Genomic DNA, 20,314 nt, shown 5'->3' with positions numbered 1-20,314 from the left:
ATGTTGTCATTATAATGTCGCCTGTTCATGCCTGCTCTGGTCGGCAAATCCGTTGTAATCAGGAAATTTCATGGAAAATCAACCTAAGTTGAATAGCAGTAAAGAAGTCATCGCCTTTTTGGCGGAACGTTTTCCGCAATGCTTTAGCGCCGAAGGCGAGGCGCGTCCGCTCAAAATCGGCATTTTTCAAGATCTGGTCGAGCGTGTTCAAGGCGAACTGAGCCTGAGCAAGACGCAACTGCGTTCTGCCTTACGTCTTTATACCTCTAGCTGGCGTTATCTTTATGGCATCAAAGCGGGTGCCATTCGTGTCGATCTCGATGGCAACGCCTGTGGCGTGCTGGATGAGCAACACGTAGAACATGCGCGCAAGCAACTGGAAGAAGCGAAAGCCCGCGTTCAGGCGCAGCGCGATCAGCAGAAAGCGAAGAAGCGTGAAGCCGGTGAAGAGACCGCTGAACGTCGTCCGCGCAAGCCTGCTCCGCGTAAAGCTGCCGAAGGTGATGCCGCGCGTAAGCCACGTCCTCAGGCGCCGCGTGCGGCCGCGACTGAGCGTGCAGCCGCACCGCAGCCACCGCGGGCCAAACCTGTCACTGATACCTCAACGTTGCAGCCCGGCCAGAACATCAAAGTGACTGCAGGCAAAGGTGCAATGGACGCTACCATTCTTGAAATTACTAAAGATGGCGTTCGGGTTCAGCTCGCTTCCGGCATGGCTATGATTGTGCGCGCAGAACATTTGCAGTTCTGAAACGGAGGCTGACCCTGGCATGAACAACATTTTAAAGATCGGTATGATCGCGGGCCTGCTTTTAGCAGGCCCCACCTTTGGTGCAGATAATATTACCCGCGCCGACCAGATTCCCCAGCTACACGAAGAGCCACAGCATCCCACCGTCAGCGAACGCGTTACCTCGCGTTTCACCCGCTCTCACTATCGTCAGTTCGATTTGAATCAGGACTTCTCCGCGAAAATTTTTGATCGCTACCTGAATCTGCTCGACTACAGCCATAACGTATTGCTGGCATCGGATATCGCGCAGTTCGCCGATAAGAAAACTACCGTGGGTGATGAGTTCCGCAGCGGTAAGCTGGATGTGTTTTACGATCTCTACAATCTGGCGCAGAAACGCCGCTTTGAGCGCTATCAATATGCGCTGAGCGTGCTGAATCGCCCAATGAATTTCACCGGCAATGACACCATTGACATTGACCGGGCAAAATCGCCATGGCCAAAGAGCGTCGATGAGCTCAACGCGCTGTGGGATGCCAAAGTTAAATATGACGAACTGAGCCTGAAACTGGCCGGTAAAGATGAGAAAGAGATCCGCGAAACGCTGACCAAGCGTTACAACTTTGCCATCCGTCGTCTGGCGCAAAGCAACAGTGAAGATGTGTTCCAGCTGGCGATGACCGCGTTCGCGCATGAAATCGACCCGCACACTAACTATCTTTCGCCGCGCAACACCGAGCAATTCAACACTGAAATGAGCCTGTCGCTGGAAGGTATCGGCGCAGTGCTGCAGATGGATGACGATTACACGGTGATCAACTCGATGGTCGCAGGCGGTCCGGCGGCGAAGAGTAAAGCGATCAGCGTGGGCGACCGCATTGTCGGTGTCGCTCAGCCGGGCAAACCCATGGAAGATGTGATTGGCTGGCGTCTGGATGATGTGGTTTCAAAAATCAAAGGACCGAAAGGCAGCAAAGTACGCCTGGAAATCCTGCCTGCTGGCAAGGGCACCAAAACCCGCACCGTGACGCTGACGCGTGAAAAAATCCGTCTGGAAGATCGCGCGGTAAAAGGCTCCGTGCATAACGTCGGCAAACAGAAAGTTGGCGTGCTCGACATTCCTGGCTTCTACGTTGGTCTGACTGACGATGTGAAGGTGCAGCTGCAGAAGCTGCAGAAGCAAAACGTCGACAGCGTGGTGATCGATCTGCGTACCAACGGCGGTGGTGCCTTGACCGAAGCCGTTTCACTCTCGGGCCTGTTTATTCCAAGCGGTCCGGTGGTGCAGGTGCGTGATAACAATGGCCGCGTGCGTGAAGACAGCGATAACGACGGCATCGTCTATTACAAAGGTCCGTTGGTGGTGCTGGTCGATCGCTTCAGTGCTTCGGCTTCTGAGATCTTCGCTGCGGCGATGCAGGATTACGGCCGTGCGCTGATTGTCGGTGAGCCGACCTTCGGTAAAGGCACCGTGCAACAGTATCGTTCGCTGAACCGTATCTACGATCAGATGCTGCGTCCAGAGTGGCCAGCGCTGGGTTCTGTACAGTACACCATTCAGAAGTTCTACCGCATTAACGGTGGCAGCACCCAGCGTAAAGGCGTAACGCCAGATCTGCTGATGCCAACCGGCGTTGAAGCGGCAGAAACCGGCGAGAAGTTCGAGGACAACGCGCTGCCTTGGGACAGTGTGAATGCGGCAAGCTACACCAAAACCGGCGATATCGCGCCGCTGGTACCGCAGCTGACCAAAGAGCACGGTGATCGCATCGCTAAAGATCGCGAGTTCCAGTACATCATGAAAGATATTGCGCGTTTCGATGCGATGAAAGACAAGCGTAATATCGTGTCGCTCAATCTTGCCCAGCGTGAGAAAGAGAACCGTGAAGATGATGCACTGCGTCTGGAGCGCATCAACGCGCGCTATCAGGCGGAAGGTAAAGCGCCGCTGAAGAGCATCGAAGATCTGCCGAAAGACTATAAAGAGCCGGATCCGTATCTGGATGAAACGGTGAAAATCGCTAACGATATGGCGCAGCTGGAGAAATCTCAGCCTGCTGCCGCAAGCGCGAAGTAACCGTCTGGCTTGTGAAATAGCACCGCTTCGGCGGTGCTTTTTTTTACGCTAAAATCGTTGTTAAGCGCCGCTGATGCAGCGATTTGCGCACTTCACTGCCTAATGTAAAGTTATGTCTTTTTAGGCACTTAAAGATTAAGGTTGCTTGAAATGCGCGGCGATGACCATAGGATAGATATCCGCGCATATGCGCGTGCACAACAGAGGAAGATTAACGTTTATGATGCGTATTGCTCTTTTCCTGCTCACCAACCTGGCGGTGATGTTGGTATTCGGACTGATTTTGAGTCTGACAGGAATCCAGTCAAGCAGTGTTATGGGTCTGATGATTATGGCAGGTCTGTTTGGCTTCGGCGGTGCGTTTGTTTCACTGCTGATGTCTAAATGGATGGCGCTACGTTCCGTTGGCGGTGAAGTCATTGAACAACCGCGTAATGAGACGGAACGCTGGCTGATGGATACCGTCGGCCGCCAGGCACAACAGGCTGGCATTGCGATGCCGCAGGTGGCGATTTATCACGCGCCCGACATTAACGCCTTTGCGACAGGCGCACGCCGAGACGCGTCGCTGGTCGCTGTTTCCACCGGCCTGTTGCAAAACATGAGCCGTGATGAAGCTGAAGCGGTGCTGGCGCACGAAATCGCCCATATCGCCAATGGTGACATGATCACCATGACGCTGATTCAGGGTGTGGTGAACACCTTTGTGATCTTCATCTCGCGAATTTTGGCGCAGATCGCTTCCGGCTTCCTGTCGGGTAACCGCGACGGTGAAGAGAGCAGCAACGGAAATCCGATGGTGTATTTCGCGGTCTCGATGGTGTTAGAACTGCTGTTCGGCTTCCTCGCCAGCATCATCACCATGTGGTTCTCACGTCACCGTGAATTCCACGCCGATGCGGGTTCTGCCAAACTGGTTGGACGCGAGAAGATGATTGCCGCACTGCAGCGTCTGAAAACCAGTTACGAGCCGCAGGAGCCAAGCAGCATGATGGCATTCTGCATCAACGGTAAAAACAAATCGTTGAGCGAGCTGTTCATGTCGCATCCGCCGCTCGATAAACGTATCGAAGCGCTGCGTAGCGGCGAATACCTGAAGTAGTCGGTAATAGAAGAAAAAAGGGCGCCAGATGGCGCCCTTGCTGTTTCTATGACTCAGCAGCCTGCCGCGACTGCGTCATGCGCGCCAGGCTCACCAAGGCAGCGACGCTGGCAAAGCTACCCGCTAACAGCAGTGAGGCGTGTGTGCCGCTGTCGTTGAACAGATTAAACATTAGCGCCACTAGCGCCGCGCCGCTGCTTTGTCCCACCAGACGCGCGGTACCCAGCATTCCGCTGGCACCACCGCTGCGGTTACGCGGTGCTGCGGTGATGATGGTGTGATTGTTAGGCGACTGGAACAGGCCGAAACCGGCACCGCACAGCATCATGCGCCAGATGATATCCACGTCAGTTGGCTGCGTCGGTAAAAGCGCCAGCAGGAACAGACCGGCAGCGAACATCGCTAATCCCAATCCGCCTAATAATCCGGCATGGAACTTCTCGATCAGGCGACCTGCAATGGGTGCCATCACCATGGTTGCCAGCGGCCACGGCGTGAGCAGCAAGCCGGTTGCCACTTCATCCCGGCCCAGCACGTTTTGCAGGAAGAACGGCAACGCCACCATCGCCAGCATCTGCGCGCAGAACGAGCAAATTGAGGTGCCTATCGACAGCGAAAAGATCGGAATGCGCAGCAAGTCCACCGGCAGCAATGGCACCGGCATCGCTAACTGGCGACGAACGAAAACAATGCCCACCAACACCAATGCCACCAATTCGGCCACAATCAGCCAGCCGTTTTGTCCCTGCGAGAAACCGCTCAGTGCAGATATGAGCAGGCCAAAGAACAGCGCATTCATCACCGCGCTTGGCACGTCGAATTTCTGTTGTTTGGCTTTCTGGGTGTTATCTGGCAGGAAACGCAACGCCAGCCACAGCGCAACGATGCCGAGTGGAATGTTGATCAGAAACAGCCATTTCCAGCTGGCAACAGACAGGATCGCCGCCGCTACGGTTGGACCGGCCGCGCTGGAGACCGCAACAATCAGCGAATTGATCGCCATACCGCGCCCGAGGAAGCGCTGCGGATAGATGATGCGGATCAGCGCCGTGTTCACGCTCATCAATGCAGCACCACCGAAGCCTTGCAGCACACGCGCCAAGGTCAGCGTATTCAACGTTGAGGAGAGGGCGCAAAACAGTGAGGTAGCGATAAACAGCGCGAGTCCAACCTGATAGACGCGGCGGTAGCCGAGCATATCGCCGAGAAACGACAGCGACAGCAGCGAAATAACGATGGCGATTTGGTAGGCGTTAACAATCCAGATCGATTCGGCTGGGCTGGCATTTAATTCACGCGCAATGGTTGGCAAGGCCACGTTGGCGATAGCTCCATCCAGCACCGCCATCATAATACCGAGCGCAATGGTGATGATCGCGCCATAGCGCTGTGGAAGGGGTAATCCATCCTGGGCAACAGTAGAAGGCATAAGTAAAGTAAGTAAAGAGAGTGAATATCATCATGCTAATCAATTCGCTGCCGAAAAGCACCGCATTCATTGACATAAAATTACGTGTGGATGTGTCACTTAGCGTCAGTCGTTGCCGCCATCAGGCTGAAACGCATATACTGGCGCTTCTGTTCCGTTTTTTTTGAAACACTGTCAAAAAGGATACGCGCCATGGCGAGCAGTGATAATGATAAACAGCCAGACTCGGTTTCATCAGTGATGAAAGTGTTTGGCATTCTGCAGGCGCTGGGCGAAGAGCGCGATCACGGCATCACCGAACTGTCCCAACGCGTGATGATGTCAAAAAGTACCGTTTATCGCTTTTTACAGACCATGAAATCGCTTGGCTATGTGGCGCAGGAAGGAGAAAGTGAGAAATACTCGCTGACGCTCAAGCTATTCGAACTCGGTGCCAAAGCGTTACAGAACGTCGATCTGATTCGTAGCGCCGATATTGAGATGCGTGAGCTGTCGCGTCTGACTAAAGAAACCATTCACCTCGGCGCACTGGAAGAAGACAGCATCGTCTACATCCATAAAATCGATTCTCTTTATAACCTGCGTATGTATTCGCGCATCGGCCGCCGCAATCCACTGCACACCACCGCGATTGGTAAAGTGCTGCTGGCATGGCGCGATCGCGCTGAAGTGCAGGAGATTCTGAGCGAAGTGGAATTCCGCCGCAGTACCGCGAAAACCATTGTCACTGCAGAAGCGTTGCTAGCGGTGTTGGATCAGGTAAAAGTACAGGGATTTGGCGAAGATAATGAAGAGCAGGAAGAGGGCTTACGTTGCATCGCGGTGCCGGTATTTGACCGTTTTGGCGTGGTGATTGCGGGGCTAAGCATCTCGTTCCCCACCATTCGTTTTTCTGAAGAAGCCAAAAATGAGTATGTGGCGATGCTGCATCGTGCGGCGCGCAATCTGTCTGAACAAATGGGCTACCACGACTATCCTTTCTGAAATGAAAAACGGGCTGTTGCCAGCCCGTTTCAACGCTTAATTGTCGACCACTTCGCCACTTTTCTTCAGCAGTGGACAATCCGTTACGCCGACGATACCGCTGTCTGTATGCAGATACTGTGCCGTGATCATTCCGCGTGCGGTCAGATAGCTGCATTGCAGCCCAAGTCCCGCCGCATTCTTATTGCTGCCGGTGAGTACGCCATAGCCGGTCAGCAGCATCGCTAACCAAATTAATGCCACCAGCATAATCGTCCGAATAAGTAGTTTCATCTTATCTCCTTGTGGTACACAACGCAGCGCGTCCAACGTTGCTGCGAATCTACTGTAGCAGCATGCCGCGCTTTAGCCATCGAATCGATCAGAGATAACTGAAAGAGAGGGCAGGCGGGATAATCTGCTTTCCGTCGCTACCCATTATCTTTTGCGTCGGCAGCGAGTAGAATCAGCGGCGGAGTAGATGTTTGATTTTTGACTATAGAGGCAGTTATGAACGAATTAGCCGCAAACACCAGCCCGCTGTTTAACTATGGCGTTCTGGCCATCATCATTCTTGTGGCCTTTATTGTCTGGTTCTTTGTCAACCGGGCTAGCGTGCGCGCCAGTGAGCAGATCCGTTTGCTGGAAGCCGTCATCGAAGAGCAAAAGAAACAGAATGCGCTCCTGCGCCGTCTGGTTGACGCACAGTCATCCACAGCAAAACCACCAGCGGATGAAGACGCGGATGAAAAACGCGATTTTATTCGGATGATCCCGGAACGTTAAGCCGTTAAAAGGGGTGAAATAATCGCCATTATGGCACCGCTGCGCACTGAAATGGTGCGTGGCGGGATAATGACTTTTAGTAAATTCCCTTCTAAGCCAGGTATGAATAGCAACCATCCCTGCCAGAAAGAATATCAACTAAGATTTATCCTAAGGAGTTTTTGTTAAATCAAGCTCTTCAATGTTCTTTTTAACATTTAATTGTTGGGTAGATAGTTAAAATTGAGATAAATGCCACCTACTGTTAATGCGTTTATATGGGGCGTATATTATTGGTTTCTCCTGATTTTGGTGCAAAGCAATTAATAACTTATACTTGGGATAACTATTTGTACAAGATTTGAACGGCGCGCAGTTGTTGTGTGGCGAGCGAAGTTTTCAGTGGAATATCTTATTGATGCCATATTAGTGCAATATTTTTGTCGTACAGTTAACCCCTAAAATTGTACCAATATAGACATTACCGCTGCGCTTGACTAAGCGGCAATTTGACGCTAACTATACTGACTGATAACCCTTTTTTGCGCACCTTCCGCGCTGGGTGTCAATATGTTGATTGATGAAGTGCCGCGCCAATTAACTAATTATGTGCGTCACGTCGATCACCGTTTAAAAATGGCTTGCCATTAATTTACGGATATGTGATAACAAATCGTAGGTCAAACGAGGTACAGTTCTGTTTATGTATGGCATCTTCAGTAAAGAAGTTACGAGTAAAGACGTTGACGTTGAATACCGCTTCCTTGCCGAACCTTAAATTAGTGCCTCATTCAGTAATGTCTCTGGTTTATCTGTAAGTCTGCCTGCGGGCAATATAATCATTGAAAGGAAATTTGCGAAATGGCAAAGATTAAAGGTCAGGTTAAGTGGTTCAACGAGTCTAAAGGTTTTGGTTTTATTACTCCTGCTGATGGTAGCAAAGATGTATTCGTACACTTCTCTGCAATCCAGGGCAATGGTTTTAAAACTCTGGCCGAAGGCCAAAGCGTTGAGTTCGAAATCCAGGATGGCCAGAAAGGTCCTGCTGCGGTCAACGTTACCCCAATCTGATTTCGCCCTCAGGCTCGGTGCCATGCACCACTGAAACGAATCCTAAAGCCCCGTTCACTGAACGGGGCTTTTTCTTTTATCCTTTCTGTAGCCAGATGATCAGGGTAAACTGCGCCGCGAATTGCTAACCCGGAGTTGTCTATGTCTTTGATTTGCCCACTTTGTCATCAGCCTTTATTGCAGCAGGCGAATAGCTTCCGCTGTGATGCAGGTCATCAGTTTGATCAGGCGAAAGAAGGGTACGTCAATTTACTGCCGGTGCAGCACAAAGGTTCGCGTGAACCGGGCGATAGCGCCGAGATGCTGCAGGCACGACGCGCCTTCCTCGATGCCGGACACTATCAGCCGTTGCGCGCGGCTGTCGCCGGGATCCTCGCGCAGCATCTGGGTGAGCAAGATACACAGCTGTTAGATCTCGGATGCGGGGAAGGTTATTACACTGCGGCGATGGCCGATGCGTTACCGCAGGCGCAACTCTTTGGTCTGGATGTGGCGAAAGCAGCGATTCGCATGGCAGCTAAACGCTATCGTGCGGTGAAATTCTGCGTGGCGTCCAGCCAGCGTTTACCTTTTGCTGATGCTTCTCTGGATGGCGTGGTGCGCATCTATGCGCCCTGCAATGAAGATGAGCTGAGCCGCGCGATCAAAGCGGGGGGTTACCTACTAACGGTGACGCCGGGACCGCATCACTTGCAGCAGTTCAAGGCACTGATTTATCGCGAAGTGCAGCTGCACGCGGCGGAAGAGAAAGTGTATGCCGGCTTCAGGCAGGTCGATCAACAAAACCTGCATTACAGCATGACGTTGAGCGGAAGTGAGGCGGTGAGCTTATTGCAGATGACGCCATTTGCCTGGCGTGCGCGCGAAGAAGTGTGGCAGAACCTGGCGGCATCCAGCGAGTTTAACTGTGATGCCGACTTTATGCTGACGTTATGGCAGCGCGATTAACGCGCTTCCACCAGCGTATTGTAGATCCGTTCCAGGTCATCAAGCTGTTTGACAGCAATCAGCAGGCGGCGCTGCTCCAGCTGCATCACCAGAATGCCATCCTCTGACAGATTCATACTCTGAATGCGACCGTAGTCGATCCACACGCTGCCAAAAAACAGTCCATTTTCCTTCATCAACAGCTTCGGGCTGCGCACCCAGAATAGCCAAATCGCCATAAAGCACAGCACCATCAGCAAATTGGTGGTGAGTTGTGTGCCATGTTTATCTATGTTGTTCCACAGCAGAATCAGCAGCAGCACCACGAAAATGGCGCTATCGATTTTATGGCGACGGCGCAGTGCGACGCGCAGTTTTGTAGGGCCATTGCGGCGCGGCAGGATCGCTTCATCATAGATGGCGAACAGAATGAAGCCTGCAATCAGCAGGGCGATCAGGGCGTCAGTCAGTGACATTAGGTGTTCTTCCTCAAGCGAAATTATCTCAACGTGGGCGCTCAGATAATGCCGCTCAATAATAGCCGGGAGCAGGGCTCCCGGCGGGGTGATTACAGACCGAGCAGGCCGATCCAGTAACCGAAGATACCGAGGGCGAAGAAGCCGACGATAATCCACAACGCATTCACCTTACGACGCAGCAGCCACATACAGCCAAAGGTTAGCAGCAGTGGAATCAGGCCTGGCATCAGCTGATCGAGGATAGATTGCACCGTAGTAACCGTGGTTTTACCGGTCTGGTCGGTGATGCGTGACACCACCAGCGGCACATTCACATGCGTCCACTTGTTAACCAAGGCCCCCATGACAAAGAGGCCGAGAATCGACGCGCCCTCCGTCAGTTTCTGCAGGAAACCGCCGCCCATATCGCTGACAATATCCACGCCTTTACGGTAGCCATACGCCACACCGTAATAACGCGTCAACAGACGCACGGCGTTAAACAGGATGAAGAACAGCAATGGACCCAGCAGGCTACCGCTCATCGCGATACCGGCACCCAGCGCAGCAAACACCGGACGCACGGTACCCCAGAAAATCGGGTCGCCCACACCAGCCAGCGGACCCATCAGACCCACTTTGATGCCGTTAATCGCTGCATCATCAATCGGCGCGCCGTTGGCACGCTGCTCTTCCATCGCCATGGTGACGCCCAGCACCGGCGCCGCTACGTAAGGATGGGTGTTGAAGAACTCGAGGTGACGTTTAATCGCCTGTTTACGTTCGTCGTTGTTTTCTGGATAGAGGCGACGAATCACCGGCACCATTGAGTAGCAAAAACCCAGCGCCTGCATACGTTCAAAGTTCCACGAACCCTGAAACAGGTTAGAGCGCAGGAACACACCGCGGACATCGCCGGGGGTGAGTTTCTTTGGAGTGTTAGTTGTATCAACCATGATTTCACCTGTTCCTAGTCGAGTTCGTTATCGAGGTCATTGTTTGCAGGACCGCTGGTTGCAGCACCTGCAACGCGGTTATATTTCGGTGCCAGCTGGATATACAGCACCGCCATCACCACGCCAATCACGCCAAGCGCAACCAGGTTGAAGTTGGTGAAGGCTGCAGTAACGAAGCCAAGGTAGAAGAACGGCATCAGGTAGCCCGCGCGCATCATGTTGATGACCATCGCGTAACCCACCACCACGATCATGCCGCCGGCGATGTTCAGGCCGTTGGTGACCACGTCTGGAATTGAGTTCAGCAGTTCCTGAACCACGTGAGTACCGACAGAAATCGCCACGATCAGTGCTGGGATGGCAATACGCATCGCCTGCAGCACCAGCGCGGATACGTGGATCCAGCTGATGGCCGTCAGGTTACCTTTCTCGGCTGCCTTATCGGCGGCGTGCTGGAAGGCTACGGTGATGGTACGCACGATGATGGTCAGAACCTGACCGGCCGCAGCCAGCGGAATCGCCAGTGCGATACCGGCGCCCACGCTTTGACCACCGGCAATAACCAGAATGGTTGAGATAATCGAAGCCAGCGCCGCATCCGGTGCAACGGCCGCACCGATGTTCATCCAGCCCAGTGCAATCATCTCCAGCGTACCGCCGATGATGATACCGGTTTTCATATCACCGAGGACCGCACCAATTAAGGTACAAGCCACCAGCGGACGGTGGAACTGGAACTCATCAAGAATCGATCCCATCCCGGCAATACAGGCCACAATAAATATCAAAATGATTTGTAGCGTGGTTATCTCCATTGCATTTCTCCTCTGCAAGGTCTCTAAAATTCGCCCACGTATGCAGGCAAAGGGCGAACTACGGATTGACCTTGGCGATCAGGTCCATCATTTTCAGTCGCTGATCGCTGGACACTTTACGTACTTCCAGTTCAATACCGCGCTCATTAAGTTTGCGGAACGCCGTGATATCTTTTTCATCCACCGATACCGCGTTGTTCACCTGCGTTTTGCCCTGACGGAACGCCATGCCGCCAATGTTGACCGACTTAATGTCCACGCCTTGCTCGACAATCCTCACCACATCGGTGGGATTGGTGAACAGCAGCATCACCTTGTCATTGCCATATTTCGGGTTGTTCCACACGCGAACCATCTTATCGATATCCACCACGTGCGCGGTAACGCCTGGCGGGGCCACCTGCGTCAGCAGCGTTTTGCGCACATGGTCGTTCGCCACTTCATCAGATACCACGATGATGCGGGTAACGTTGGTCTCTTTGGTCCAGCGCGTGGCCACTTGCCCGTGAATCAAACGATCATCAATACGCGCCAGGCCGATTTTCATGTGATCGCCTGCAGCCATTGGTTTTTGCGGCTGAGCAGGCGCTTTCGCTGCAACCGTAGCAGGCGCAGCTGCGGCTTGCGCTGGCGTTTCAGTTTTGAGGGCTTTAACGCCTTCACGACCGGCCTCTACCGCGATGTGAATCAGTTCTTCCAGCGATGGGTTGTCATCACGTCCCATCAAGGTTTCAACCAGCATCGGAATGTTGACGCCAGCGATGACATCATAGTCATCCTTATCCACTACAATGCGGCTGGCCGCATTAAATGGACTGCCACCCCAGGTATCGACCAGGAACAACACGCCCTTTGACGTATCGAGATCGGCCAGCCGTGCCTGATACTTTTCGATTAGCGTTTCTGCATTTTCGCCGGGAACGAAATCAATCCATCCGACATTTTCCTGCTCACCCAACAGCATCTCTGCTGTTTTAAGCAACTGTTCTGCCGCCCAGCCATGTGTACCAATTACAATAGCAATGGTCACTTGCTACCTCCGTTCGCGTGAGAGATTCTCTGGCATTGCCGGGAATCATTGAATATTACCGTTAGTGTTTCAGGTGGATCGTTGATGATGTGATAGAGAAAAAGCATCAATAAATAAAACGCAACAATCCGCTGCACAGCGATAAGGTCGCGATTTATTTTAGTGATCGAAAAAATAAATTATGTGATGTTTGTCAGCTATTTCGCGCGTAACGGTGCTAATGTGCACTTTTGTTCGATATTCCTGCGTTAACGTAGATATTTGTAAATGTAATAAATTTTTTTGACGTCGTTGATGTAACTGATACATTAGCGTTCTGTTTTTTATTCAGGAGTACCGGGCTTCAGCTCACCTTTATGGACCGTCACCGACGTCGCTCAACATGTTCTCAGCGCTTTTCCGCGCCCGCTTCCACGCTCTTCAGCGTTATCACCGCCTGTAACGATCTCTCGTCTCGCCCTCTGGTGCAGACTCAATTTCGTGCGCCTTCACGTCCGGTAAGGAGTCATTGATGGAATTTCTCTTCGACCCCTCAATTTGGGCGGGTTTGCTCACGCTGATTGTGCTGGAAATTGTTCTCGGCATTGATAACCTGGTTTTTATCGCCATCCTCGCGGACAAATTGCCGCCGAAGCAGCGCGATAAAGCCCGTCTAATCGGATTGTCGCTCGCCCTGGTGATGCGTCTTGGCTTGCTGTCGCTGATCTCCTGGATCGTGACGCTGACGCGGCCCTTATTCAGCGTAGGCGATTTCAGCTTTTCCGGACGAGATTTAATTCTGTTGTTCGGTGGTTTATTCCTGTTATTCAAGGGAACCATGGAACTGCATGAGCGGCTCGAGAACCGCGGGCTCGAACATCAGGGCAATAAGAGCTACGCCAGTTTCTGGGCGGTGGTGATTCAGATTGTGGTGCTGGATGCGGTGTTCTCACTCGACGCGGTGATTACTGCGGTTGGTATGGTAAACCATCTGCCGGTGATGATGACCGCCGTGGTGATCGCCATGGGCGTCATGCTGCTGGCCTCGAAACCGCTGACGCGTTTTGTGAATGAACACCCAACGGTGGTGGTGCTGTGTCTGAGCTTCCTGCTGATGATTGGTTTGTCGCTGGTGGCCGAAGGCTTTGGTTTCCACATTCCCAAAGGTTACCTGTACGCCGCGATCGGCTTCTCGATCATCATCGAGCTGTTTAACCAGATTGCGCGCCGTAACTTTATCAAGCATCAGGAACATCGCCCGATGCGTGAACGCACCGCCGAAGCGATTCTGCGTTTGATGGGCGGACGCCAGCGTAAGCAAGCGACGACAACTGAAGAAACCTCATTGACCGAAGCGATGCCGCAGGAAGCGTTTAAGGACGAAGAGCGCTACATGATCAACGGCGTATTGACGTTATCGCAGCGTTCAATCCGTAGCATCATGACGCCGCGCGGTAACATTTCGTGGGTGGATGTTTCGCGTCCGCTGGATGAAATTCGTATTCAGCTGCTGGATACGCCACACAGTTTGTTCCCGGTATGTCGCGGTGAGCTGGATGAAATCATCGGCGTGGTGCGTGCCAAAGAGCTGCTGGTGGCGCTGGAACACGGCATGGATGTGGCGACCTTTGCGGCTAACACGCCGGCGATAGTGGTTCCGGAAACCCTGGACCCAATCAATCTGCTGGGCGTGCTGCGCCGTGCTAAAGGTAGCTTTGTAATTGTCACCAACGAATTTGGTGTGGTGCAGGGCTTAATCACGCCGCTGGACGTGCTGGAAGCGATTGCCGGTGAGTTCCCGGATGAAGACGAAACGCCAGACATCATTGCCGATGGCGACGGTTGGTTAGTGAAGGGCGGGACCGATTTACACTCGCTGCAACAGCTGCTGGATCATCACGAGTTGGTGAAAGCCGATGAAGATCACGCCTCGCTAGCCGGTTTGTTGATTGCACAGAAAGGCCAGTTGCCGCTGCCCGGCGAAGTGATTGATTTGCCGCCGCTGCACTTCCAGGTGATTGAGGCGACCGATTACCGTATCGATCTGGTGCGCGTCACCAAAGATAAGCCATTCGACCACGAAGAACACGCCGGGTAAGTCATCGGACTGAAGGAAACAATAACGGCCACGCCAAAAGGAGTGGCCGTTTTTTTATGCGCTTAGCTGCGCCTGATGCTGCTCCAGCCATTGCGGGAAATCCTCAATCGGCATAGGTCGCGCGTAGAAATAGCCTTGCAGATGGTCGACGCCGCGCTCACGCAGATAGTGTGCCTGCTCGGCAGTTTCCACACCTTCCGCCACCAGTGAAATATTCAGGCGCTGCGCCAGCGAGATCACCATATCGGTAACGGTCGCGTTAATCGCATCGGTGCCAATGGCGGCGGTGAAAATCTTGTCGATTTTAAGCACATCCGGTTTGAGGTCTTTCAGATAAGCCAGCGAACTGTGGCCGGTACCGAAATCATCAATCGCCAGACGTACACCAATTTCATGCAGTTGCGACACCACCGATTGATCGATGATGGGCAAAGCGTCACGCTCCGTCAGCTCAACCACCAGTTTTGGCATGGGATTGGCCGGCCACCAGATATTTTGCAGATCTTCCACAATGGCGCGATCGCGAAAATGGCTGGCTGCAACGTTAATCGCAATGTGGAACGACGGACATTGCGGCAGATTGGGAAGCTCATCCACCACTTTCGCCAGCACGAAGCGGGTCAACGGCGCGATCAGGTTTTGCCGCTCGGCCAGCGGAATAAACACGTCCGGCGCAATCCAGCCCTGACGCTGGTTATGCCAGCGCAGCAGCAGCTCCATGCCGTCACACTCGCCGCTTTTGGCGTTAATCAGCGGCTGGCAATAAACCATAAATTCGTTAGCGGTGATGCCATAACTGATCTGCCAACTGAGGCTCATGCGATTGGCGGTCGCCAGCCAGACGATGTACCCCATTAGCAGGCTGAGCATTAGCGCCAGCGGCAGCTGTGAAGGCAGCGTGTTAAGCGCCAGCCGGGCGGGAGAAGGGCCGTACAAGGTGATGCTAAACGGATAGCGCAGTGATGCCTGATCGTACGCCACTTCATCTTCAGACGGTTCAGTTTGTTCAATCAGCGGATTACCGTATTCAAGGCTCTGACCACCCACGTTGAAAATGGCGCGCTCAACCCACGGCAACTGCGGCTCCAGCAGATAATTGGTCATCAATTCAATATTAATGACCTGCAGCAGACCTTCGCGATTATCCAGCGATTTTGGCGTCCACAGCAGCAGCACCGGCGATCCTTTCAACAGATCACTGTCCGTGGCCAACATCATGCGCTGATTATTGATAGCTAATTCAGGATAGGTTTGGCTGAAGGAGAGGTTTTGCGGGCCGAAAATGCTGGAGCAGTAGAGCGCGTCGTCCTTAACCAGCAGCACGGTGCGCACGGTTTGCAGCGCGGCAATTTTCTCAATCAGCGGATAACGCACTTGCGCACAAGGTACGCCAACCAGACCGAGCGTGTTGTTGGCGGAAACATCCAGCGGCGAGAACATACGATCAAAGCGTTCAATCGCGCGGGTGGCGAAATTCAGCGACTGCTGCTCAATGCGCGATTTCTCTTCGATATAACGAAAAGTTAGCGTCAGGACCAGAACCAGCGAGGCGATCACTAACGCAATAAGCAGTCGCTTACGGCGAAATTGACCCACAAATTGCTGGGGAATGAGCATCAGTAACCACCTTGCAAAACAAAGATTGAAGCCAAATTAACGTGTAGGTTATCGGCATTGAGGCGGCCAGGTTTAGCGCGGCTGAATAAAAAATACGGCACTAAAAAAAGCGCGGCCACAAAGGGCCGCGCTCAAAATCAATGTATCTGTTTTACTCAGTTGGAGGTAGCTACAGATGAATAAAAATAGCCAACTGTTGTTTAAATCACCAGCGAAGCGTTAATCGCACTGGACCTTAATCGCTAATCCGCCGCGAGAGGTTTCACGGTATTTAGCGTTCATGTCCTTACCGGTTTCGTACATGGTCTCAATCACTTTATCCAGCGACACACGTGGTTCACTGGTACGGCGCAGCGCCATGCGCGCGGAGTTAATGGCCTTTACGGAAGCGATGGCGTTACGCTCAATGCACGGCACCTGAACCTGGCCGGCGACCGGATCGCAGGTTAATCCCAGATTGTGTTCCATGCCGATTTCCGCCGCCACGCACACCTGTTCCGGGCTGCCGCCCAGCAGTTCCGCCAGACCGGCGGCTGCCATGGAACACGCCACGCCTACCTCGCCCTGACAACCCACTTCGGCACCCGAAATAGAGGCGTTCATTTTATACAGCACGCCAATCGCACCAGAAGAGAGGAAGTACCGGATGAAGATATCGGGCGTAACGGGTTCGATAAAGTGATCGTAATAGGCCAGCACCGCTGGCACGATGCCGCAGGCACCGTTAGTAGGCGCCGTCACCACACGACCGCCGGCCGCGTTCTCTTCATTCACTGCCAGCGCAAACATATTCACCCAGTCGATCACATCCATCGGATCTTTCGAGTGCTTTGAGGATGACACCAGTAAACGGCGCAGTGAAGCCGCACGACGAGGTACGCGCAACGGACCCGGCAGCACGCCTTCGGTATTCAGACCTCGATCGATACAGGCCTGCATGGTTTGCCACACGTTGCCAAAATAGGCGTAAATCTCGTCGCGAGTATGCAGCGCCAGTTCGTTTTTCATTACCAAACCGGACAGCGACAGCCCACTCTCCCGACAGTGGCTGAGCAGCTCTTTAGCAGAGTGGAAAGGCCACGGCACGGAAACTTCGTTCAACACCGGTTGGCCGAAATGCTCTTCATCGACGATGAAACCGCCGCCGATGGAGTAGTAGGTTTTACTCAGAATCAGCAGATCGCCCGCGAAGGCAAATACCGTCATGCCGTTTTCATGCAGCGACAGGTTTTCGCTGCGGAACACCATGCCGCCTTCACGCGGGAAATCCACTTCGCGCGCGCCGTTGGCTAACAGCAAGCGTTCGCGCTGCTCCACATCTTTGATGAACGCGGGAATGCCATCGATATCGACGGTGGCCGGTTCGAAGCCCGCCAGGCCCATGATAATCGCGATATCAGTGTGGTGACCTTTGCCCGTGAGCGACAGCGAACCATAGACGTCAACCGCCACGCGCGTCACGTCCTGCAGTTTGCCTTGTTCGGCCAGCAGATCAACAAACTGCTTGCCCGCTTTCATCGGGCCGACGGTATGTGAACTGGATGGGCCGATGCCCACTTTAAACATGTCAAAAACACTAATCACCGGTGACACTCCTCACAAATCTTATTCTGCACGGCATAAGCCGTTTATGCGGCTAATAGTAATCGCCCATGCCGTATAACGAGCAGCTTTTCGCATGAAATAAACTAATTATAAACCACAGAAATAGTTATCCGTTTGTACAGTTGTGAAGCGGATCTGTTTTCCCGGCGAAAGGCTAACGAAACGGGGTTTTACGGCACATTGTTTGTTTGGTCAGCAAACGAAGAGTGAGCTGGCCGGGGCCACTTTTGGTCCGGCGGTCCTCGCGCCGCTAACGCGGTACCTTCACTTCGCTCGTCTGCCTGACGGACCGGCGGAGACGAGACTTCCTTGTCCCGGCTCCGCCTTTCGCCCGCGTCCTGCGGGCTCTCCTGGCTTCCTCGCTTCGTTCAGCGCTGCGGAATGCCTGCCCAAAAGCGGCCCCGGCCTGCTCTGAAGCTTCAGTGTATGTTGATGAAAGGGGCTCATTTGCTAAAGGCGCTGGCGCGTCTGCTGTGGCAAAAGGGCCATTCGCAGCGCTGAGGCTTTTACGTTGGGCCAGGAGCCTCACGCATGGATGCGTGAGGCAGTTCGGGGCCGGCCAGGATGGCCGATCCGCGAACGGTCCGTCGGCACGACGTGGAAGCCGAAGGCAACGCGCTAGCGGCGCGAGGACGGCCCGTGACGCAGCAGATGTGTCAGAGCCCGCACCAGATCTGAAGCAAAAAGACAGTTTAACTGGCAAGCATTAGGTGATTTACGGCAGGGCGATTTGTTGACCGAGCGCACGAATAATCCCGGCGGTCATGCCCCAGATAAAATAATCCTCATACCAGGATAACCAAACCTGATGTTGGCGATGACCACGGCGCAAGGTGAGATCGCTGTAGCGGCTCAAACGCAATGCTTCCGCCAGCGGCATGGCAAAGGCGCTTTCCACTTCGTCCGGATTGAGCTGCAAAGCAAAATCAGCCGGAATAATGCCCACTACCGGCGTCACAGCGAAACCGGTGCTGCTGGTCACCGGCGGCAGAACGCCGATGATCTGCACCTGTTCCGGCTGGATTCCCACTTCTTCCTGCGCTTCACGCAGTGCGGTGTGGATCAGCGAGGTATCAGTGGCATCCTGCATGCCGCCGGGAAAGGCGACTTGCCCGGCGTGTTTACGCAGGTGTGATGAGCGACGCGTGAGCAGCAAGCCAGGTTCTGCGCCGTCGATCACCGGCACCAGTACCGCCGCACGGCGTCCGCTGATGGCACTTTTCGGCGCATGCAGCGGCGGTTGCAGGACAAAGCGGCTGAGGAACTGCTCAAGGGTTAAATTCATTTCAGGTCCCATCACGCAGGCTGGGCAAAATACGGTTCACCTTATGGAAGGTTTCCTGATATTCGGCATCAAGGTCGCTGTCCGCCACCAATCCGCCACCGGCGGCGCAGTAAAGCTGGTGGTTTTCCGCAATCAGCGTGCGAATGGTGATGCTGGTATCCATACGGCCACACAGGCTGATGTAGCCGATGCTGCCACACCACGCATTGCGGCGATGCGGCTCTAACTCTTCGATGATCTCCATCGCGCGGATCTTCGGTGCGCCGGTGATAGAACCGCCGGGGAAGCAAGCACGCAGCAGATCGGTTGCGCTCAGCGCCTCAGGCAAACGTGCACGCACGGTGCTGACCAGATGATGCACCGCCGGGAAAGGTTCAACCACGAACAGTTCCGGTACGCTGACGCTGCCGGGCACGGCCACGCGGCCAATATCATTGCGCAGCAGATCGACAATCATCAGGTTCTCAGCGCGATCTTTCTGCGAGTTGGCGAGCTTCTCTGCCTGCAAACGGTCGGCCTCGGCATCAGCAAGACGCGGCAAAGTGCCTTTAATCGGACGTGTTTCAATCTCCTGCTGCTGTAAAGCGAGGAAGCGCTCTGGCGATAAACTCAGCAGCACGCTATCCGGCAAACGCAGGAAGGCGCTGAACGGCGCGCGATTCGCCTGCGTCAGACGCAAAAAGGCCTGCCACTCATCACCGCGATAGCCCGCCTGAAAACGCTGTGCCAGATTCACCTGATAACAATCACCGGCTTGAATATAGGCCTGCACCGCGTGGAACCGCTGCGCATACTGGTCATAACTGAGGTTGGATTGCCACTCGCTGGTCAAGGCGAAAGGCTCGGCGGGCGGCGCGGTTTGTGCTTGCAGCCAGTGCCAGCGCTGCCCGGCATCGGTGAGCGAAACCAGCGTCAGTTTTTGCAGATGGTGATCGGCGATCAGCGCCCAGTCATAAATGCCCACCGCCATATCCGGCGTGGTGAGATCCTGCTGCGCGCGCTGCGGCAGGTCTTCAAAGCGTCGTCCTAAATCGTAACCGAACAGGCCGAGGGCGCCGCCCTGAAACGGTAACCCGGCATCAAAAGCCGGCGTGACACCCAGCGCGGCACATTGTTGTTGCACCAGCAACAGCGGGTCGGCGGCGGAGTGAATGACGTCATCACCGCAGATAATTTCAGTGCTGGCACCGCGTGTAGTCAGCGTCGCGCGCGGATCGGCGGTGAGGATATCAAAGCGATTATCCGCATGATCGGCCTGGCCGGAGGTCAGCAACATCGCCCAGCGTTGGTGGGCTAGCGGAGCAAAAAGGTCTAACAGCGTTTCGGGCGTATACTTCAGAACGAGGCTTTTTACCATCATGGGACAAATCACTTCAGCAAGCAGGTCGCTAGCCTGACATATTT

At 53.8% G+C, this 20,314-nt stretch carries 18 protein-coding genes and 1 pseudogene; 9 read left to right on the top strand and 10 right to left on the bottom strand.

Annotation, left to right across the window (positions count from 1 at the left end):
- The first annotated feature begins 70 nt into the window (after positions 1-70).
- From proQ to htpX, 3 genes are all read left to right on the top strand, one after another.
- Entirely contained in the window at positions 71-751 is a 681-nt protein-coding gene (proQ, locus tag PO881_RS10810) for an RNA chaperone ProQ (protein WP_110866294.1), read from the top strand.
- A 19-nt stretch (positions 752-770) separates the two neighbouring features.
- Positions 771-2,810, top strand: a complete 2,040-nt coding sequence (prc, locus tag PO881_RS10805) for a carboxy terminal-processing peptidase (protein ID WP_192411696.1) — start codon at positions 771-773, stop codon at positions 2,808-2,810.
- A 220-nt stretch (positions 2,811-3,030) separates the two neighbouring features.
- Entirely contained in the window at positions 3,031-3,912 is an 882-nt protein-coding gene (gene htpX, locus PO881_RS10800; RefSeq protein ID WP_101764183.1) for a protease HtpX, read from the top strand.
- A 46-nt stretch (positions 3,913-3,958) separates the two neighbouring features.
- Here htpX and PO881_RS10795 read toward each other — a convergent pair whose 3' ends face one another.
- On the bottom strand, positions 3,959-5,341 hold the full coding sequence (locus PO881_RS10795; RefSeq protein ID WP_280171759.1) for an MFS transporter: 1,383 nt from the start codon (positions 5,339-5,341) through the stop codon (positions 3,959-3,961).
- A 192-nt stretch (positions 5,342-5,533) separates the two neighbouring features.
- On the opposite strand from PO881_RS10795, the gene kdgR reads away from it, so the two are divergent.
- Positions 5,534-6,325 carry a DNA-binding transcriptional regulator KdgR gene (gene kdgR, locus PO881_RS10790; RefSeq protein WP_176972779.1) on the top strand — a complete coding sequence of 264 codons (792 nt, stop codon included), beginning with the start codon at positions 5,534-5,536 and terminating at the stop codon, positions 6,323-6,325.
- A 36-nt stretch (positions 6,326-6,361) separates the two neighbouring features.
- Here the strand turns inward: kdgR and PO881_RS10785 are convergent, their stop codons facing one another.
- Positions 6,362-6,598, bottom strand: coding sequence for a YobH family protein (locus tag PO881_RS10785; RefSeq protein ID WP_008110416.1), 237 nt, complete (start codon positions 6,596-6,598; stop codon positions 6,362-6,364).
- 216 nt (positions 6,599-6,814) lie between these two features.
- Here PO881_RS10785 and PO881_RS10780 point away from each other — a divergent pair, with 216 nt between their 5' ends.
- The 4 genes and pseudogenes from PO881_RS10780 (at position 6,815) to rlmA (ending at position 9,088) form a co-directional block, all read left to right on the top strand.
- Positions 6,815-7,090 carry a YebO family protein gene (locus PO881_RS10780; RefSeq protein ID WP_280171758.1) on the top strand — a complete coding sequence of 92 codons (276 nt, stop codon included), beginning with the start codon at positions 6,815-6,817 and terminating at the stop codon, positions 7,088-7,090.
- A gap of 682 nt (positions 7,091-7,772) precedes the next feature.
- Positions 7,773-7,844: pseudogene (locus tag PO881_RS10775) on the top strand (DUF2627 domain-containing protein); the annotation flags it as partial.
- Between the two features lie 86 nt (positions 7,845-7,930).
- Positions 7,931-8,140: a transcription antiterminator/RNA stability regulator CspE gene (gene cspE, locus PO881_RS10770; protein WP_008110414.1), complete on the top strand. Its 210-nt coding sequence runs from the start codon at positions 7,931-7,933 to the stop codon at positions 8,138-8,140.
- A gap of 141 nt (positions 8,141-8,281) precedes the next feature.
- Positions 8,282-9,088 (top strand): 23S rRNA (guanine(745)-N(1))-methyltransferase, encoded by an 807-nt coding sequence (gene rlmA, locus PO881_RS10765; protein WP_280171757.1) that lies wholly within the window; start codon positions 8,282-8,284, stop codon positions 9,086-9,088.
- Here rlmA and PO881_RS10760 read toward each other — a convergent pair.
- The 4 genes from PO881_RS10760 to manX all read right to left on the bottom strand — a co-directional run bounded on the left by PO881_RS10760 (position 9,085) and on the right by manX (position 12,326).
- Positions 9,085-9,543 (bottom strand): DUF986 family protein, encoded by a 459-nt coding sequence (locus PO881_RS10760; RefSeq protein ID WP_110866290.1) that lies wholly within the window; start codon positions 9,541-9,543, stop codon positions 9,085-9,087. The genes rlmA and PO881_RS10760 overlap by 4 nt on opposite strands.
- A gap of 92 nt (positions 9,544-9,635) precedes the next feature.
- Complete coding sequence (locus tag PO881_RS10755; protein WP_008110411.1) at positions 9,636-10,481, bottom strand: PTS mannose transporter subunit IID; 846 nt, start codon at positions 10,479-10,481, stop codon at positions 9,636-9,638.
- A 14-nt stretch (positions 10,482-10,495) separates the two neighbouring features.
- The gene (locus PO881_RS10750; protein ID WP_064738889.1) at positions 10,496-11,296 is read right to left on the bottom strand and encodes a PTS mannose/fructose/sorbose transporter subunit IIC; all 801 of its coding nucleotides are present in this window, start codon (positions 11,294-11,296) and stop codon (positions 10,496-10,498) included.
- A gap of 58 nt (positions 11,297-11,354) precedes the next feature.
- On the bottom strand, positions 11,355-12,326 hold the full coding sequence (gene manX / locus PO881_RS10745; protein ID WP_280171756.1) for a PTS mannose transporter subunit IIAB: 972 nt from the start codon (positions 12,324-12,326) through the stop codon (positions 11,355-11,357).
- A 511-nt stretch (positions 12,327-12,837) separates the two neighbouring features.
- Between manX and PO881_RS10740 the strand changes: the two genes are divergently transcribed.
- A complete protein-coding gene (locus PO881_RS10740; RefSeq protein ID WP_101764189.1) occupies positions 12,838-14,403 on the top strand; it encodes a TerC family protein in 1,566 nt (521 codons plus the stop codon).
- A 54-nt stretch (positions 14,404-14,457) separates the two neighbouring features.
- Here the strand turns inward: PO881_RS10740 and PO881_RS10735 are convergent, their stop codons facing one another.
- From PO881_RS10735 to pabB, 4 genes are all read right to left on the bottom strand, one after another.
- Positions 14,458-16,020, bottom strand: a complete 1,563-nt coding sequence (locus PO881_RS10735; protein WP_280171755.1) for an EAL domain-containing protein — start codon at positions 16,018-16,020, stop codon at positions 14,458-14,460.
- 219 nt (positions 16,021-16,239) lie between these two features.
- Positions 16,240-17,604 carry an L-serine ammonia-lyase gene (locus tag PO881_RS10730; protein WP_101764191.1) on the bottom strand — a complete coding sequence of 455 codons (1,365 nt, stop codon included), beginning with the start codon at positions 17,602-17,604 and terminating at the stop codon, positions 16,240-16,242.
- Positions 17,605-18,340: 736 nt separating this feature from the next.
- On the bottom strand, positions 18,341-18,910 hold the full coding sequence (locus PO881_RS10725) for a CoA pyrophosphatase (protein WP_137385915.1): 570 nt from the start codon (positions 18,908-18,910) through the stop codon (positions 18,341-18,343).
- A gap of 1 nt (position 18,911) precedes the next feature.
- Complete coding sequence (gene pabB / locus PO881_RS10720) at positions 18,912-20,270, bottom strand: aminodeoxychorismate synthase component 1 (RefSeq protein WP_280171754.1); 1,359 nt, start codon at positions 20,268-20,270, stop codon at positions 18,912-18,914.
- Positions 20,271-20,314 lie beyond the last annotated feature (44 nt).

Origin of the sequence: Pantoea sp. SS70 (genome assembly GCF_029866845.1) — a bacterium.
In the GTDB taxonomy this organism is placed as follows: Bacteria; Pseudomonadota; Gammaproteobacteria; order Enterobacterales; family Enterobacteriaceae; genus Pantoea; species Pantoea leporis.
Note: the sequence above shows the minus strand (reverse complement) of the source record. Positions and strands in the feature narration are given on the sequence as shown.

Excerpts from the sequence above, each read along its gene's own strand:
- proQ (WP_110866294.1), top strand. The coding sequence starts at position 71 with ATGGAAAATCAACCTAAGTTGAATAGCAGTAAAGAAGTCATCGCCTTT.
- prc (WP_192411696.1), top strand. The coding sequence starts at position 771 with ATGAACAACATTTTAAAGATCGGTATGATCGCGGGCCTGCTTTTAGCA.
- htpX (WP_101764183.1), top strand. The coding sequence starts at position 3,031 with ATGATGCGTATTGCTCTTTTCCTGCTCACCAACCTGGCGGTGATGTTG.
- PO881_RS10795 (WP_280171759.1), bottom strand. The coding sequence starts at position 5,341 with ATGCCTTCTACTGTTGCCCAGGATGGATTACCCCTTCCACAGCGCTAT.
- kdgR (WP_176972779.1), top strand. The coding sequence starts at position 5,534 with ATGGCGAGCAGTGATAATGATAAACAGCCAGACTCGGTTTCATCAGTG.
- PO881_RS10785 (WP_008110416.1), bottom strand. The coding sequence starts at position 6,598 with ATGAAACTACTTATTCGGACGATTATGCTGGTGGCATTAATTTGGTTA.
- PO881_RS10780 (WP_280171758.1), top strand. The coding sequence starts at position 6,815 with ATGAACGAATTAGCCGCAAACACCAGCCCGCTGTTTAACTATGGCGTT.
- cspE (WP_008110414.1), top strand. The coding sequence starts at position 7,931 with ATGGCAAAGATTAAAGGTCAGGTTAAGTGGTTCAACGAGTCTAAAGGT.
- rlmA (WP_280171757.1), top strand. The coding sequence starts at position 8,282 with ATGTCTTTGATTTGCCCACTTTGTCATCAGCCTTTATTGCAGCAGGCG.
- PO881_RS10760 (WP_110866290.1), bottom strand. The coding sequence starts at position 9,543 with ATGTCACTGACTGACGCCCTGATCGCCCTGCTGATTGCAGGCTTCATT.
- PO881_RS10755 (WP_008110411.1), bottom strand. The coding sequence starts at position 10,481 with ATGGTTGATACAACTAACACTCCAAAGAAACTCACCCCCGGCGATGTC.
- PO881_RS10750 (WP_064738889.1), bottom strand. The coding sequence starts at position 11,296 with ATGGAGATAACCACGCTACAAATCATTTTGATATTTATTGTGGCCTGT.
- PO881_RS10740 (WP_101764189.1), top strand. The coding sequence starts at position 12,838 with ATGGAATTTCTCTTCGACCCCTCAATTTGGGCGGGTTTGCTCACGCTG.
- PO881_RS10735 (WP_280171755.1), bottom strand. The coding sequence starts at position 16,020 with ATGCTCATTCCCCAGCAATTTGTGGGTCAATTTCGCCGTAAGCGACTG.
- PO881_RS10725 (WP_137385915.1), bottom strand. The coding sequence starts at position 18,910 with ATGAATTTAACCCTTGAGCAGTTCCTCAGCCGCTTTGTCCTGCAACCG.
- pabB (WP_280171754.1), bottom strand. The coding sequence starts at position 20,270 with ATGATGGTAAAAAGCCTCGTTCTGAAGTATACGCCCGAAACGCTGTTA.